The following is a 16,643-nucleotide window of genomic DNA, read 5'->3' as shown; positions in this document are numbered from 1 at the left end:
TTTATATTACAAAATACTAAGGCTAAAATCAGAAGAGTTGTGGACTGAGTACACTGACCCGATTACCAAAGAGAAGTATGAAACTCATCGCATTCCTGCTTAATAATGTCAACTGAATCAATAAATCCTTTCAACTATCAAAACATCATCCATCAACCATCTTCCATTTTCCATCAAACATACCCCACCACCCAATAAATAACATATCCAAATATTTCATGCACCAACACGCTCCATCTGTTTAATGCGCTTTCTTTGGGTACAATGATCAGGTCAGGCTTCCACATTCTGTCATTAGAATAAAAATCAACGCTGAAAGGCGTTACATCTAAGCCCGTCTTATTAAAACAATCAAATGCTCGTCTCATATGAAAAGCAGAAGTGATCAATAAATATTTTGAACATTTCCTAAGTGAATCGGGACAGGGGAGGCCATTTTTCAATATTTCCGTACTGTATAAGGCATTTTCCCGGGTGTTCCTTGATCTTGTTTCAATAATAATTGCCTTATAAGGAATACCTGAATTAATTAAAACCTTTCTTAATAACTTGGCTTCATAAATTTTTGGGCCGATAATACTGCTTGAACCTCCGGAGATCAGAATTTTTTTAATTTTACCCATCTTATAAAGATGTATTGTATGAATTACTCTATCAGCTCCCTTATTGAAATATACCCTGTCACGGGGGGACTTTAGCGAATTTGTAACGCCTGTCAATATGATACCTACATCAAAATCATCCTGAAGTTCAGATAACCTGGTAGGAGAAATTTCCCATAAAAGGAAAGCCTCGTTAACAAAAAATGGATTTGAAAAAAATAGTAATAAGATAATTCCTATCTTTAAAGAAGTTTTTTTCCCCTTTGTGTTTTTAGTAAAAAGTGAAAAAATAAATACACCTAAGATCCAGGTGATGGGCATTAATAAAAAAGAAAGAAGCTTCGAAAGAATGAAGAACATTTTTAGTACTATTTAATTTTACTTATTTTAACCTTTTCCGGAACAATAAGCACATTTTTGAAATCATCCTTTAACGCTACATACATTCTATGCGCATCAAGGCGGTGAATAAAATTTCCGACTCTTACCCTGAAATTTGGAGAATGCCAATCTATGTCAACATCAACATCCAAAAATTTCTGATAAACATCCCGTTTTGCTTGATTAGCCTTTTCTCTATCTTTATTTGAAAAAACCTGCACTCTGTAAACCGGGATCTTTAAATCTTTATTGTTTTCTGAAATACGTCCAAGAACAGCGTCCAAAGAACTATTAATATGCTTTTCAGGGATGATCAGGGTATCTATGAACATTAAATTAACAGCTTGATATACAGTGTCTGAAGTCTGGTAGCTGGGTCTGAAATTAGTCAGATCATCATCAAATTTGTACTTCTTGTGTTTCTGAGGCTTAACCGAAGCACACGATCCTACAATGATAAGAGATGTTAGAAATACGATATGAAATAATAACCGATAAGACATAACAAATTAAGGCTTTAGTTTAAACTAACGTTGCAAAATGCATAATTTTTCAAAATCACATTGAATACCTTTAAGTCGGCAGTCCACAGTCGGCAGTCCATCCCGAGTACTCGGGAGCAGTCGGCAATTGTTTTTTGCTTTTTTGCCGACTGCCGATTGCCGACTTTATCAATTTTGCCTTTTTGCCGATTGCTCCCGAGTACTCGGGACCGATTTTATCAATTTCGTGTACATTTACAGAGCTAAGATACAGTTTAACACGCTACATTAAACTAAAGCCCAAATTAATAAACAACAAAGGTATAATTTTTTACTCCCAAATCCAAAAAAAAAAAAAATACTGAATCTATTTCTAATAAATAATTGTAAATTTGCCAAAAAAACCCGCCACAAAGACAAAGACACCCCCCCCGAGTATTCGGTGGGATGCGCAAGCATAGAGATTTTCTGGTGTTTTTTTGTGACTTTGGGCATCGTTACAAAAAAAAATGGCAACACACAAATCAGCAATAAAAAGGATAAGACAAAGCCAGGTAAGGCGTCTTAAAAACAGGTATCAGCATAAGACTGCAAGAACCTTAGTTAAAAAATTAAATTCAACTAATGATAAAGCCGAGGCTGAAAAGCTGTTTATCAACGTATCTTCTACGCTGGATAAGCTCGTCAAGAAAAAAATTATTCACAAAAATAAAGCTGCTAATAATAAATCCAAATTGGCTAAGTTTGTTAATAGTTTATAGCGCGTAGCGCATGGCGATTGACGCTTTGCGCCATGCGCTATGCGCCATGCTCTATGCGCTAATAATGTCTGAAGAAAATCACATCACGAAACTTAACATTCAAAGCTGGGCACAAGAAGACAGGCCCAGAGAAAAATTACTTTTAAAAGGAAAAGCCGCTCTGAGTGATGCCGAATTGGTTGGAATACTGATCGGTTCGGGTACCAAATCGCAGAATGCTGTAGAACTGGCAAAATTCATACTAAAAAAGGTAAACAACGACCTGAATGAACTGGCAAAATTATCGGTGACTGATCTGATGAAAAGTAAAGGTATTGGTGAAGCAAAAGCGATAAGTATTGTAAGCGCACTGGAGCTCGGACGAAGAAGAAAAAACTCCACACCTCAAAAAAAAGATAAAATTACCTGCTCCAAAGATGCTTATGAGCTTATGAAACCGCAGATGTTGGATAATAACCATGAAGAATTCTGGATGCTGCTGCTCAATAAGTCCAACAGTATAATTAAAAAAGTACCTGTTAGCAGCGGGGGATTATCGGGTACGATCACAGACCCAAAAATAATATTCAAGCTTGCCCTGGATCATCTGGCAAGTGGAATTGTCATGATACATAACCATCCATCGGGAAATCTAAAACCTAGTGGCGCTGATATACGCTTAACTAAAAATTTAATAGAGGCTGGAAAGCTACTCGAAATCCAGGTGCTTGATCATTTGATCTTTACTGATAACGGGTACTATAGCTTTGCGGATGAGGATCGGATGTAACTAGTATTTCGTTGCATAAATAAGGGTTATTATGCTTTGTTGAGTAGAAGAAAAAAAAGATTTTCAACTTAAAAAGAAAAAAAAACATTTTTTGTTTGCTAATAAAAAACATTTGAAATACCTTTGCAACCTGATTTTTATAATTAAAATTCTTTGTACATCCTTGATAACTATTTAACAACTTACTTATTATGAAAACAAAAATTACTTCCGTAACAGCGCTTTTGATCAGCGCTTTAATGCTTGTGCAGTTTGGTGTGAATGCACAACAAAGTTTACAAATTCAGAAATTACAGCTTAAAGGTTCCAAAGCATTGTCCAAATCTTTTAATAGTGCTAATCAACAATTCAATGTTTCACCAAAAGCAGTTAAAGCATCTTCTCCCAAAACTTTAGTAGCACCCATCTTCACTGAAGATTTTGCTGTAGGAATTCCTGGCACTTGGTCAAATATTGATAATTTACCTCCTGGTGGATTGTGGCAGACAGGATTCAGCACTGCTGATGCAACTACTTTATCATCTCCAACCGGAGCAAATGGTTTTGTTTTTTTTGATTCTGATGGTTTTGGTGATGACTTCAACGCTGAAAATGCTGATTTGATAACACCCATGATTGACGCTTCTGCGCTTCCTTCGGTTAGTTTGACTTTTAGCCATTATTTTCGAGCTGGGTTTGGTGGCGCTGCGGAAGTATTTGTTAGTAATAATGGGGGAACTACTTATACCTCAGTAGCAAGCTGGTTTGCTTCCTCAACTGCTAATGGCCAATTAGAAAGTATTGATATTTCATCCATTGCAGCTGGCAATGATAGTATTGTGATCAAATTCAATTTTACGGGAGACTATTCATGGTATTGGTTAATAGATGATATTGTGGTGGATATAAACCTCAATAACGAACTTGTTTTAAATTCAATATTTTCTACTTCCTATTCTTTAATACCTTTAACTCAAGCTTTCCCTATAACTTTTGAAGGTAGAGTCGATAATACTGGTGTTAACTCCCAGCCAAATGTTACACTTAATGCTACTGTTACAGGTGCCGGCACCTTTTCCGGGAATAGTGCACCTCTTACATTATTGCCGGGAGTAGATTCACTTTTAACTGTAACCACTACTTATACTCCCTCAACAATTGGCAGTTACGCAGTGAATTTTACCGTAAGTTCAGATTCTGTTGATGAAAATCCAGCTAATGATACATTATCTAGTGCTTTTGGTGTATCTGACACTGTATTTGCCAGAGATAATGGTAATTACACAGGTAATGGAGTTTGGTTTGGTCCTGGGAGCGCCTTTGCTTTTGCTATTGCTTTTGAAATAGTAGATACACAAGAAGTTAGGTCTATATCCGTTTTTCTCCAGGGGTCAACTGTTGCAGGTGGTACACTTAAAGCAAAACTCTATGATGTTAGTTTAACGACTGTAATAGATTCATCTGTTGTATTTACCATACAAGCTGGTGATATTGCTACAGGATTTATACCCCTGTCTTTATTAAATAAACCAATCCTGACTCCAGGTATATATTATGCTTCTGTAGCCAGTCTCAATGGAGCGTCAGATGTTATTTTTGCTACGGGAACTGACTATAACCAGCCAACCGGAAGCGTTATGGCTTTGCCTCCTGGCGGGCCGCCTTGGGGTACAAGTTCGTTTACACCTTTTATAAGACTTAATTTTGCTCCTCCTCTTAGTGCTGCAATTACAGATTCAGCAGATGCGACCTGTAATAACGCCAATGGCCCATGTGATGGATGGGCAGTAGTAGCTGCTATGGATGGAACGCCCACTTACACATATTTATGGTCCGATGGGCAAACTACTGATAGTGCAGTTGGTCTTTGTGCCGGTGCTCATACTGTTTGGGTTTGGGATGCTGCCGGAGATAGCGCTCTTGCAACGGTTACTATTAATCAACCCACTGCAATAACCGCAGTAATGTCATCCACAAATGACACTACCGGTGCAGGTGTTGGTACGGCGTCTGTTTTGGCAGGTGGTGGTACACCTCCTTATACCTATTCGTGGAATACGGGTGATACAACTACTACAATTGACAGTATTCCGGGAGGGACTTATACCGTAGATGTAACAGATATCAATGGTTGTACATTTTCTGACAGTGTTTTAGTAAATGTCGGAACTGTAAGTGTATCCATCACTTTTATAACTGATGTTACATGTAACGGGTTTTGTGACGGAGAGGCTGCTGTATCTGTTTTAAGTGGAACAGGGCCTTTTACATATTTGTGGGATGATTCAACTACTCAAACTAATGATACAGCAACGGGACTTTGTGCAGGTACTTATACCGTGTGGATTTGGGATTCTGCCGGTACTGATAGCGCTGCAGTATTTGTTACTATCAATGAACCTCCTCTATTTATAATTAGTATTACACCGGGTGGTTCAACTACCTTGTGTGGGGATAGTGTAGAGCTGGTTTCTGACCCTGCAACTACCTACGATTGGCTGCTTAATAATGTACCTACAGGAGTAACGGGTATCAATTACTATGCAAGCACTTCCGGGGATTACAATGTAGTTGCAACCAATGCATCCGGATGTGTAGATACATCGGCAACTGTAACAGTGACTGTAAATCTTCTACCTGTTATTGCTGTGGCACCTGGTAGCGTTTGTGGCAGCAACGGAGATTCAGTGACATTAACTGCCAGTGGTGCCGTTAGCTATACGTGGTCACCTTCTGCTTCTTTGAGTGCTGCTACAGGTGCAGTTGTATCAGCTTTCCCAACGGTGAATACTACATACACAGTAGTAGGTACTGACACTAATGGATGTATAGATGCTACAACAGTGTTGGTTCAAATTGATACAACTTTATGTCCTGTTGGCGTAAGCGAACTATTTGATGCAGCTAACAGCATCAGGTTCTATCCTAACCCAACCACCGGTATTATAAATATTGATGTGGGTAATGAACTAAAAGTAAGATCAATTAAGGTTTACAATATTATTGGCAACCTGGTTTTGGATCTAACTAATAATAGCGGTTTGACGAAAAATCAATTTGCAATTGAGCTCTCAAATTATCCATCAGGCGCTTATATCATAAAAGTAGAGACTGATGATAGGGTTATTACCACCAAAGTTGGTCTTAATACCGGTAAATAATTTTTTAACAGGGGGGCTGGATCAAAACTCAGCCCCTCTTTTTTTGTTAATAGAAAAACTTAATATAACTTTGCAAGCAATTATTTATTAAATATGGGAACAGAGAACAACATATTAGACATATTACCTTTGTTAGCAGCTATATTTTTGGTTGAACTCATTGAAATGAACCCATATGTTGAACTCCTATTAATGATTTTAGTTGGGATTTATACTATTGTCAAAATAGGTTATGCAATTACAAAGTGGATTTATTTAATCAAAAACAAAGGCAAAGAAAGTTAATGTTAACCTTTTTTTAAAAAAAATAATTTTATTTTGTTTATATCAAATATTTAAAATACCTTTGCAACCTGATTTTTATAATTAAAATTCTTTGTACATACTTGATAACCTTTTAACCTTTTAACTTTTTAAACTTTAACCAACTTACTTATTATGAAAACAAAAATTACTTCCGTAAAAGCGCTTTTGATCAGCGCTTTAATGTTTGGGCAGTTTGGTGCATTTGCACAGCAAAAATTACAAAAACAGAAATTACAACCGGTAAGCTCCAAAAGTTTACCTGACAATAAACAAACGTTGAAAACTCAAAAAGCTTTTTTACAGAATGCTAAAAACTTTAACAAGAAAGCTAATATTACTGCGACACCCACAAAAAAACCTGCTATAATATGGTCTGAGGACTTCGCAGGAGGTATTCCTCCAGGATGGGCTAACGTTGCCAACGTAGGTGCAGATATGTGGATATACAGCACTACCGGGCCGCAAGGCGCGTTCCCTATTGGCCCTATTAATTCAACAACAACAGCCAATGGATATATGTTATTTGATTCTGACTTATTGTGTAGTGGTAATCAGGATGCCAGTTTTATTACTTCTGCTATTGATTTATCTTTAAATCCAAATGTTGTATTGGAATTTGAACAATATTATGCAAAATGGATGTCCAGTACTACAATTGTTTCAGTTAGTAATGATAGTACAGTATGGACAGATTATATTATAAATACTGGTATGGCAGATAATGATCTGACGCTTAATCCTGACTTTATAAGTATAGATATTTCCGCTGTAGCCGGTAGTCAGTTAACTGTTTATCTTAAGTTTACATACCAATCTACTGCGAGTGGATGCGATTACTCATGGATGGTAGATGATATTTCAATTTCTGACTTAGTCCCCTTTGATGCAGCTATTACTTATGAGAATTTAAAATATACTTGGATCCCAATAAAGCATGCTAATCCGTTAAATTTGGAAGCAACTATTTCTAACCTTGGTATAAATGCTGTAACCAATGTGCTTTTAACGGTTAATCTATATGACACTTCATTCACTAATTTCTTTACAGGTACAAGCTCAACTGTGGCTTCATTAGCGCCTGGTTTAGATACCAATTTAACGGTTAGCTATACACCTGCAGGCGGTGAGATATTTTATGCTGAATATATCGTTTCCATTACTGAAGCAGATGCCAATACTTCTAATGATACGATGTTATCTTATCAGTGGAGTTTTATTTCTGACACAATTTATGCAAGGGACGATGGCATTGGAGCAGGTGCACTTTGGGCTGGGGCAGGAAATCCATATATTTTTGGTCAGACTTATAGCTTGCAGACGCCAGATGATTTGAATAGCATCACAGGTTGGCCATCTGGAAACGTGTTGGATACTATGAGGTTGGTAGTATATGATATGGTCGCTGGTTTGCCAAACACCCTTGTAGGCTTTTCGTCACAATATATTTTTACACCAGCTGATACGCCAAATGTAGTATTAACCTTACCAATAAGTGGTGGACCTTTGAATTTAGCAGCTGGTGATTATTTTGTAGGAATTCAAGCATATAATACTACAGGTAATATTGCAACTGTTTACTCTGATAATATTTTTACTCCTGGTGTTAAATTTGCCAGTGTTGATGGAGGAGCTTCATTTTTTAGTTTAGGCAATCCCCTGTCATTGATCATACGACCAAATTTTGCACCAGTTCTACTATTATCAGCCGCAATCACAGATTCAGCAGATGCGACCTGTAATAAGGCCAATGGCCCATGTGATGGATGGGCAGTAGTAACTGCTACGGGTGGAACGTCCCCTTACACATATTTATGGTCCGATGCGCAAACTACTGATAGTGCAGTTGGTCTTTGTGCCGGTGCTCATACTGTTTGGGTATGGGATGCTGCCGGAGATAGCGTTTCTGCAATGGTTACAATCATTGAGCCGGCTCCATACGTAGTCAACGTTATAGCAAGCGGACCTATTACCCTCTGTGCAGGTGATAGCGTGGAATTGGTTTCCGATACTGCAACAAGCTATGATTGGTTGATGAATGGCGCTACAACCGGTACAACAGGTATCAACTATTACGCAGCGTCTTCGGGAAATTACCAGGTGGTTGCAACAGATACGTCTGGTTGTGTTGACACTTCAGCAGTTGATACAGTAGTGGTTAACCCACTGCCTGTTGTGAGTGTAACACCCAGTCCCGGCACATATTGTGCACCGTTAGACACAGTAATGCTTACAGCAAGCGGTGCCGCTACCTATGCCTGGGCACCGAATTATGAAATAAATGATACAACACTTACTACTGTTGTGATCTTACCAACAGCAGATACAGTTTATACCGTAATTGGTACGGATGCTAATGGTTGTACAGATACTACAACCGTTGCAGTTCAGTTAAGTGTTGCTGTACCTGTGGCATCTTTTACAGCAGACACTACTTCAGTCTGTGAAGGTTCTTCTGTTATAATGAACAATACTACCACCGGTAGTTTTACCGGGTTTCTTTGGGTGTTCCAGGGAGGTACTCCGGATTCGTCAACTACCCAAAATCCGGTCGTAACTTATGATACGGCAGGTACCTATAATGTTACGTTAACAGCTTATGGCTGCGGTGCTTCGGATAGTACGATCACAAAGACCGGCTACATTACGGTCAATCCTGTACCAACAGCCAATATTACACCAGGCGGCCCAACCACCTTCTGTGCCGGTGACAGTGTGGATTTAGTATCAGATACTGTTGGTATTACCAACTATGACTGGTTGTTAAATAGTGTATCCACTACTACAACAGACACGACCTATAATGCATCTGTTGGTGGAGATTATCAGGTGGTTGTTTGGACTGCCTTTGGTTGTTATGACACATCAGCAGTAACCACCGTAACGGTCAATCTGTTACCTGTTATTTCAGTAACGCCAAGTCCTGGTGTCGTATGTGGCACTGGAGATTCGGTAATGTTAACAGCAAGCGGCGCTGTATCCTACGCATGGTCACCGCCAACAGACTTAAGCGCTACTACAGGTGATATTGTATATGCTAACCCGACAATAAATACAACTTATACAGTAGTAGGTACTGACGCGGTTGGTTGTATTGACAGTACCATGGTTGATGTAATGATAAGTGCAGCAGGAGCCGTTGCATTGTTTACAGCAGATGTAACAAGCGGCTGTGGAAGTGTCACGGTTACATTTGATGGAAGTACTTCTACAAATGCAATCGGGTATAGCTGGTTATTCCCGGGTGGAACACCCGACACTTCAAACCTTCAGAATCCGGTTGTTACTTATGATACTGTAGGTGTTTGGAATGTAACTTTAACAGCATTTGGATGTGGTGGTTTAGATAGTATCATCATCATGTCAGGTTATATAACTGTTGATTCGTTACCAACTGTTACTTTTACTGCGTTAGCAAATGTGTGTGATACAATCACTGCGCTTGCATTAACAGGTGGAAGTCCTGCAGCAGGTACTTATTCCGGGCCAAATGTAAATGGTGGCAATTTCGATGCGCAAGCAGCAGGTGTTGGTACTCATACTATTACCTATACCTATACGGATGGTGTAACTGGTTGTAAAGATTCTGCTACCCAGTCCATCAACGTAGTTTCGTGCCCGGTTGGAGTAATGGAACTCATTAATGCAGCTAACAGCATCAATCTCTATCCTAACCCAACTACCGGTATTCTGAATCTTGATGTAGATGCTGATATGAAAGTAACATCAATAAAGATTTATAGTATTATCGGCAGTTTGGTCTATGAGATTACTCATGGCATTGAATTGACAAAAGATCATTATGTCATTGATCTTTCAGGTGAGCCAAGAGGCGCTTACCTTGTAAGGATTCAAACAGCTAACCAGGTATTAGTTAAGAAAGTGAATCTTAACAATTAAATAAATGTAGGCCGGAATGGTATTCCGGCAACCAAAGTTGATTACGAAAATAGGGGATGAATTAACGTTCAATCCCCTATTTTTTTATATGGATAGAAGAGAATATATAGCAAAATTATCTTCTGATATTGGAAAGATCATTCTTATAGCATTCGTATTTGGTCAAATAATAATGGTGAAAGAAAAAGGGATACAATACGATTTGTTAATTATTAGTTTGATCACTTCAATAATTTTGTTTATATCGGGATATTTTTTTATTAAAAAGAGGAGTTAAAAATTATGGAAATCGTAGCAATAACAGGAGTCGTATTTGTAGTTTTCATGATAGTAATGATGATTATTCATAATTATTTAGAAAAAAACGAGACGCGAAAAGATCACTGATAACAAAATAGTGGCTGACTTTATTCAGCCACCTTTTTTTTAAAAAAAAATCATTTTTTGTTTGCTAATAAAAAATATTTGAATACTTTCGCAGCCTATTTTTTTTTATAATTGAGACTGCTCCAAAAAGTCATTTTTAAAGCATTAAATGTTTTTTAACTATTCTGTAATTAACTTTTTATTTTTAAAATCATGAACCTTAAAACAACAAAAACCAGTGCATTGCTCATTTTTATAGCAATGGTATTGCCTTTTGGAGTAAACGGACAGTCAATGCTGCAAAAGCAAAAAATTCAATTTAACAAAGGCTGCAATCAAGGTATTGAGAAGCATCAATTAAACAAATCAGATCACCGGCTTTCCAGTTCCAATAATGATTTATCAACTGCCTGTGGCGCAGACACATTGTTTAATTGGCTTTTAGATGGAACTGGTGCCCCTACCATTTATTGCCCTGAATCACAAGCGCCATGCGATTCTGGCTGGGTCAGTGGTCATAACTGGACGGGAGATTTGGCTATGGCTGAATTTTACACCAATTTTGACTCACTTGATATTTGCGGGGTCGTATTATCATTTGCCCGCGCTACCAATAACGATACCACTTCAGTAATTACTGTAAATATCTGGGATAATACAGGGCCTCTGGGAGAGCCAGGTAATATTCTTATTTCAAAAGATATACCTATTTACCAGATTGCCAATGATGTATTACTTAGCCAATATACTGAAGTACTCTTTGATTCATCTATTTTAATATTAAATGATTTTTATGTAGGAATTCAATTATACTATACTCCCTGGAATGATACAGTAGGTTTATATCAGAATACTTTTGGTACCCCTCCCGTAAATACAGCATGGGTACAGCGTAGCGACTTGTCATGGATCACCTTGGCCCAACGATATCTCTCTGGTGATGTTTCGTTTGCTATATTTCCAATGTATACCAATCTTTCCGCACCCTCTCAATTTGATATCCGGTTAATTAATACTTCCGTCTCATCCGAATATTATATTACCCCTTTGCCTCAGGTTCAGGGCTATACATTCAGTGCCAATGCTAAAAATAATGGTGTCAATGCCTTAACGAATGTTACATTAAATGTAGATATTAATGCAGGATTATTTACTGATAGCATTATTGTAGCTTCTTTAACTCCATCAGCTACGGTTAATTTGACGACAACGACTCCTTTTGTACCAATTGATACAGGTCTTTATAACGTTGATTATAACTTAACTGTAACTGAACCTGAATCAAATTTAACCAATAATTCAGGAACAAATATATTTGAAATAAGCGATACGGTATATGCAAGAGAAGACGGGTCTAATACCGGTGCTTTGGGTATTGGGCCTGGATCTACCGGAACATTGGGTCAAATTTTTCAGATCAATGCTACGGCTGATCTAACATCAGTTTCCTTCTTCTTAAATAATCCCATCGTAGGTGATACAATGTCTGTCGATATTTACGATTTTTTAACTACACCAACAACCATTATCGCATCTACACCTGTGATCACTATTACAGGTAGCGGATGGTATACATTACCTCTTATTGGGGGCCCTGTAGCATTAACACCGGGAACATATTTCTTAGGCGTAAATGAATTAGATTCTGGTAATGTAACGCTGGGTACAACAACTAATTTCTTCACACCAGTTGCGGGTTGGGTGATTTTTGGGGTAAATCCCTGGAAACCATCAGAAGATTATGGTTTTAATGTTACTTATTTGCTTAGAGCAAATATTTCTACTACTGCTCCTTTAAATGCTTCAATAATAGCTTCAACCGATGCCTCGTGTAATGGTTTTTGTGATGGTCAAGCAGTTGTATTGGCATCTGCGGGTGCATCTCCCTATACATATCAATGGAATGATCCTGCTAACCAAACTACTGCTACGGCTACGAGCCTTTGTGCAGGAACATATACTGTTGTGGTAACAGACAATGTAGGCAGCGTAGATTCTGCAATAGTTATTATTACAGAGCCGGCACCTCTTAACATCTCTGTAACGCCTGATCCCGGTTACATTTGCACCGCAGGGGTTGATTCGGTAATGTTAACTGCAAATGGCGCTGTAAACTATACCTGGACCCCATCTGCCGGATTAAGTGATACCACCGGCAGTTCAGTAATGGCTTCACCGGCAACTAATACTACTTATACAGTAGTAGGTACGGATGCTTTTGGTTGCGCAGACACTGTTACAGTTTCGGTTCAAATAAGCAGTGGTGCAGCTTTTGCTGTTTTTACGGCAGACACTACAAGTGGATGTGATAGCATTACGGTTACTTTTACAAACTTTTCTGTTAACGCAATTGGTTATGCCTGGTCGTTTCCAGGAGGTGCACCAAATACATCAAATCTCCAAAATCCAATCGTTACTTTTGATTCTGCAGGTACTTTTAATGTTACTTTAACAGCATTTGGATGCACCGACACCAGTACATCACCACCAACGCCAATCACAGTAAATTCAAACCCTGTTATTTCCGTAACTCCTGATCCTGGTTCGGTTTGTGGTAATGGAGATTCAGTGACATTAACTGCAAGTGGAGCCGTTAGCTATACATGGTCACCAACAGCCACTTTGAGTGCTGCTTCCGGCGCTTTTGTGTCTGCCTTTCCAACTGTGAATACTACGTACACCGTAGATGGCATAGACGCTAATAACTGTGTAAATTCTACAATAGTTACTGTTCAAATTGATACAGCTTTATGTCCTGTTGGAATAAGCGAACTTTTTGGCGCGGCTAATAACATCAGGTTGTATCCTAACCCTACTACCGGTATTTTAAATATTGAAATAACAAATTTTTGTAGAGACGTTCCATGCAACGTCTCTACAAACCCTGGTTGGATAAAAGAAGGGCCTAAAGGAGTAAATATTTCTGTACTTAACTTATTAGGGGAGGTTGTAACTGAAATTGCTAATACTAATGAATTTACATCAATTGACCTTTCCGGGTTATTAAAGGGAACCTATTTTATTAAAGTTCAAACGACCGATCAGGTAATCACAAGAAAGGTAAATGTGGCTAGGTAAATTCGCATAGCGCATAGCCCCGCCAACTGGCGGGGCTATGCACTATGCGCTCAAATTTAGCTATCGGACTTTTCCTTTTTTTTTCAATTACGCTGATTACCGCTGTATTTTATTCTTATCAAGTCTTATTCACTCCAAATATTACAATAGACCAGGATAGCGTATCTGCCAGCAGAAAGGAAATATCAATATACATACCTACGGGAGCAGATTTTGAAACGGTAATGGACACGCTTGTCAAAAAAAAATTATTACAAGATATCATATCATTCCGTTTTCTTGCAAAACTTTTGAATTATACTGACAACGTCAAGCCTGGGCGATATTTAATCAAAGATCAATGGAGTAACCTGAAAACCATTCGCACACTTCGTGCCGGTATGCAAACGCCTGTAAAACTGACTTTTAATAATATTAGATTAAAAGGTGAGTTAGCTGAAAAGCTTGCTAAATATGTTCAGCCAACCCTATCAGAAATTGAACAAATCCTTTCTGATAGAGAAACAGCAGAAAGATACGGGTTTGATACCAATACTTTTATGAGCATGTTTATTCCCAACACCTATGAAGTTTACTGGACCATAACAGTAGAAGGCTTGATAGAAAAAATGTACAATGAATACAATGCGTTCTGGAGCGAAGATAAAAAACGACAAGCTGATGTGTTGAAAATGACGCCTGTTGAAGTGGCTATATTGGCATCTATAGTAGAGGCAGAAACGCAAATGACTGATGAACGGCTACGTGTTGCCGGAGTGTATATTAACAGATTAAGAAAAAACATGCGCCTGCAAGCAGATCCTACTGTAGTATTTGCTCTTGGAGATTTTTCGATAAAAAGAGTGCTTGCCAGGCACAAGAAAATTAACTCACCATATAACACTTACAAATACAGAGGATTGCCTCCAGGTCCTATAAATTTGCCCACTATATCTTCTATTGAGGCAGTATTGAATTATGAAAAACATGATTATTTATATTTTTGTGCTAAAGAAGATTTTTCAGGTTATCATAATTTTGCTCAAACAATAGAGCAACATTTAAACAATGCCAGGCTGTATCAGAAGGCTTTAAGTAATGAAATAAGGAAAGGGAAGGATAGTCAGCAGGCAGTAGACAATAGACAATAGGCAATAGACAATAGGCAATAGACAATAGACAATAGACAATTGACAATTGACAATTGACAGTAGGCAATCTGTAACGCGACATTTATGTCGCAGTATGCAGTAAGCAGTATGCAGAAACCAGAAACCAGAAACCCAAAACACGAAACCACTAATTACACTAATTACACTAAATTAGTGAAACTCTTTATTAGTGTAATTCGTGTAATTAGTGGTTCCAAAATTCGAAATTGAAGTATGTTTTGTCATGAAACAAACATAAGAGTTCGTTATGCAGAAACCGATAAGATGGGCTATGTTTATTATGGCCACTATTCAACTTATTACGAGATAGGGAGGGTGGAAACCTTCAGGAAGTTAGGATTGAGCTATAAAAAATTAGAAGACTCAGGGGTAATGATGCCGGTTTTGGATTTAAAAATAAAGTTCATTAAACCTGCTAAGTATGATGACCTTTTAATTATCAGAACTGTTATCAGGAAATTACCTACCGTTAGAATTCATTTTGAGTACGAGGTATTTTCAGTAAGTGAATTTAAAGACGGGTCGGGTAGGGTAGAGGAGGCCGATGAGCATAAAAGGTTATTAAATATTGGAGAAACTACCTTGGTTTTTGTAAACTTGCAAAATGGGAAACCCTGTAAACCACCCCAATATTTTATTGAAAAGATGTTACCTTATTTTCAAACAATGTAAGGATTATGAAGGGACTGTACAGAAGACTATTGGATCATTACAGATACAAGCAACTTATTAATTTTCTTAAGAGGACTTATTTTATAGGTAGTAAAATACCTTTATATAATGTGGTGTTACTGTTCATCCAACAGCTAAGAAAAGATGCTATTCAGGAAAAGGCGGGCGCAGTGGCATTTAATTTTACGTTAGCAATCTTTCCGGGTATTATTTTCTTGTTTACCCTTTTACCCTATGTCCCTATCCCTGATCTAAGCTTACATATTATGAAATTTCTGAAAGAGGTTATGCCTGAGAGCATCTATGTGGTAGCAGCTTCTACTATTGAAGATATTATAAGCAAACCCAGGGGAGGATTGCTTTCTTTTGGATTTATTTTTTCTCTGTTCCTTGCTACCAACGGTATGATGGCTTTGATGCAGGCATTTAATAAATGCTATAAAACATCTGAAAAAAGAGGCTTTATTAAGATAAGGCTTGTGGCTACCCTGCTGACTTTTCTTTTAGCATTTATTTTATTCCTCTCTATAGCTTTTTTGATCTTAGGTAAGGTGCTTATTGGTAGCTTACTACACGATTTACTCCCTGGTCTTGTATATTATTTAATAATTCTTCTCAAATATGTAGTGATCATTCTGGTATTTTTCTTTGCTATTTCGCTGATCTATTACTTTGCTCCTGCTGTAGCCACGCGCTGGCGTTTTTTTTCAGTCGGCTCATTCATAGCTACCTTATTGAGCATCGTTATTTCCTGGGTATTCTCATTTTATATCAATAACTTCGCAGCATATAACAAACTTTACGGCTCAATAGGAGCCTTAATTGGCCTGATGCTCTGGTTGTTTGTTATTTCTATGGTCTTATTGATCGGTTTTGAGATCAATGCGAGTATTGACGCAGCTAAACGTGATGTGGAGAAATCAGTAGGCAGCAATCAATTGACATTAGGAGATTGACAATAGACAATAGACAATAGACAATAGACAATAGACAATAGACAATAGACAATAGACAATAGACAATAGACAATAGACAATA

Annotated in this window: 12 protein-coding genes; 10 read left to right on the top strand and 2 right to left on the bottom strand. The window is 37.9% G+C overall.

Annotated features, from left to right (window positions below; translation table 11 throughout):
* Nucleotides 1-173 precede the first annotated feature (173 nt).
* Entirely contained in the window at nt 174-962 is a 789-nt protein-coding gene (locus tag FVQ77_10430) for a YdcF family protein (protein ID MBW8050728.1), read from the bottom strand.
* An 8-nt stretch (nt 963-970) separates the two neighbouring features.
* Nucleotides 971-1,486, bottom strand: a complete 516-nt coding sequence (locus FVQ77_10425; GenBank protein ID MBW8050727.1) for a hypothetical protein — start codon at nt 1,484-1,486, stop codon at nt 971-973.
* A gap of 488 nt (nt 1,487-1,974) precedes the next feature.
* Here FVQ77_10425 and FVQ77_10420 point away from each other — a divergent pair, with 488 nt between their 5' ends.
* The 10 genes from FVQ77_10420 (at nt 1,975) to FVQ77_10375 (ending at nt 16,561) form a co-directional block, all read left to right on the top strand.
* Complete coding sequence (locus FVQ77_10420; protein ID MBW8050726.1) at nt 1,975-2,226, top strand: 30S ribosomal protein S20; 252 nt, start codon at nt 1,975-1,977, stop codon at nt 2,224-2,226.
* Nucleotides 2,227-2,290: 64 nt separating this feature from the next.
* A complete protein-coding gene (locus tag FVQ77_10415; protein ID MBW8050725.1) occupies nt 2,291-2,995 on the top strand; it encodes a JAB domain-containing protein in 705 nt (234 codons plus the stop codon).
* A 191-nt stretch (nt 2,996-3,186) separates the two neighbouring features.
* Entirely contained in the window at nt 3,187-6,135 is a 2,949-nt protein-coding gene (locus FVQ77_10410) for a T9SS type A sorting domain-containing protein (GenBank protein ID MBW8050724.1), read from the top strand.
* A 93-nt stretch (nt 6,136-6,228) separates the two neighbouring features.
* A complete protein-coding gene (locus FVQ77_10405) occupies nt 6,229-6,420 on the top strand; it encodes a hypothetical protein (protein MBW8050723.1) in 192 nt (63 codons plus the stop codon).
* Between the two features lie 153 nt (nt 6,421-6,573).
* The gene (locus FVQ77_10400; GenBank protein ID MBW8050722.1) at nt 6,574-10,338 is read left to right on the top strand and encodes a T9SS type A sorting domain-containing protein; all 3,765 of its coding nucleotides are present in this window, start codon (nt 6,574-6,576) and stop codon (nt 10,336-10,338) included.
* A gap of 88 nt (nt 10,339-10,426) precedes the next feature.
* Nucleotides 10,427-10,615 (top strand): hypothetical protein, encoded by a 189-nt coding sequence (locus FVQ77_10395; protein MBW8050721.1) that lies wholly within the window; start codon nt 10,427-10,429, stop codon nt 10,613-10,615.
* Between the two features lie 302 nt (nt 10,616-10,917).
* Nucleotides 10,918-13,782 carry a T9SS type A sorting domain-containing protein gene (locus tag FVQ77_10390; protein ID MBW8050720.1) on the top strand — a complete coding sequence of 955 codons (2,865 nt, stop codon included), beginning with the start codon at nt 10,918-10,920 and terminating at the stop codon, nt 13,780-13,782.
* A gap of 44 nt (nt 13,783-13,826) precedes the next feature.
* Complete coding sequence (gene mltG, locus FVQ77_10385) at nt 13,827-14,912, top strand: endolytic transglycosylase MltG (protein ID MBW8050719.1); 1,086 nt, start codon at nt 13,827-13,829, stop codon at nt 14,910-14,912.
* A gap of 234 nt (nt 14,913-15,146) precedes the next feature.
* Nucleotides 15,147-15,605 (top strand): acyl-CoA thioesterase, encoded by a 459-nt coding sequence (locus tag FVQ77_10380; protein ID MBW8050718.1) that lies wholly within the window; start codon nt 15,147-15,149, stop codon nt 15,603-15,605.
* 5 nt (nt 15,606-15,610) lie between these two features.
* Complete coding sequence (locus FVQ77_10375) at nt 15,611-16,561, top strand: YihY/virulence factor BrkB family protein (GenBank protein MBW8050717.1); 951 nt, start codon at nt 15,611-15,613, stop codon at nt 16,559-16,561.
* Nucleotides 16,562-16,643 lie beyond the last annotated feature (82 nt).

The sequence above is a fragment of the Cytophagales bacterium genome, from assembly GCA_019456305.1.
Lineage (GTDB): Bacteria > Bacteroidota > Bacteroidia > Cytophagales > VRUD01 > VRUD01.
Note: the sequence above shows the minus strand (reverse complement) of the source record. Positions and strands in the feature narration are given on the sequence as shown.

Excerpts from the sequence above, each read along its gene's own strand:
- FVQ77_10405 (MBW8050723.1), top strand. The coding sequence starts at position 6,229 with ATGGGAACAGAGAACAACATATTAGACATATTACCTTTGTTAGCAGCT.
- FVQ77_10410 (MBW8050724.1), top strand. The coding sequence starts at position 3,187 with ATGAAAACAAAAATTACTTCCGTAACAGCGCTTTTGATCAGCGCTTTA.
- mltG (MBW8050719.1), top strand. The coding sequence starts at position 13,827 with ATGCGCTCAAATTTAGCTATCGGACTTTTCCTTTTTTTTTCAATTACG.
- FVQ77_10395 (MBW8050721.1), top strand. The coding sequence starts at position 10,427 with ATGGATAGAAGAGAATATATAGCAAAATTATCTTCTGATATTGGAAAG.
- FVQ77_10415 (MBW8050725.1), top strand. The coding sequence starts at position 2,291 with ATGTCTGAAGAAAATCACATCACGAAACTTAACATTCAAAGCTGGGCA.
- FVQ77_10420 (MBW8050726.1), top strand. The coding sequence starts at position 1,975 with ATGGCAACACACAAATCAGCAATAAAAAGGATAAGACAAAGCCAGGTA.
- FVQ77_10390 (MBW8050720.1), top strand. The coding sequence starts at position 10,918 with ATGAACCTTAAAACAACAAAAACCAGTGCATTGCTCATTTTTATAGCA.
- FVQ77_10425 (MBW8050727.1), bottom strand. The coding sequence starts at position 1,486 with ATGTCTTATCGGTTATTATTTCATATCGTATTTCTAACATCTCTTATC.
- FVQ77_10375 (MBW8050717.1), top strand. The coding sequence starts at position 15,611 with ATGAAGGGACTGTACAGAAGACTATTGGATCATTACAGATACAAGCAA.
- FVQ77_10430 (MBW8050728.1), bottom strand. The coding sequence starts at position 962 with ATGTTCTTCATTCTTTCGAAGCTTCTTTCTTTTTTATTAATGCCCATC.
- FVQ77_10400 (MBW8050722.1), top strand. The coding sequence starts at position 6,574 with ATGAAAACAAAAATTACTTCCGTAAAAGCGCTTTTGATCAGCGCTTTA.
- FVQ77_10380 (MBW8050718.1), top strand. The coding sequence starts at position 15,147 with ATGTTTTGTCATGAAACAAACATAAGAGTTCGTTATGCAGAAACCGAT.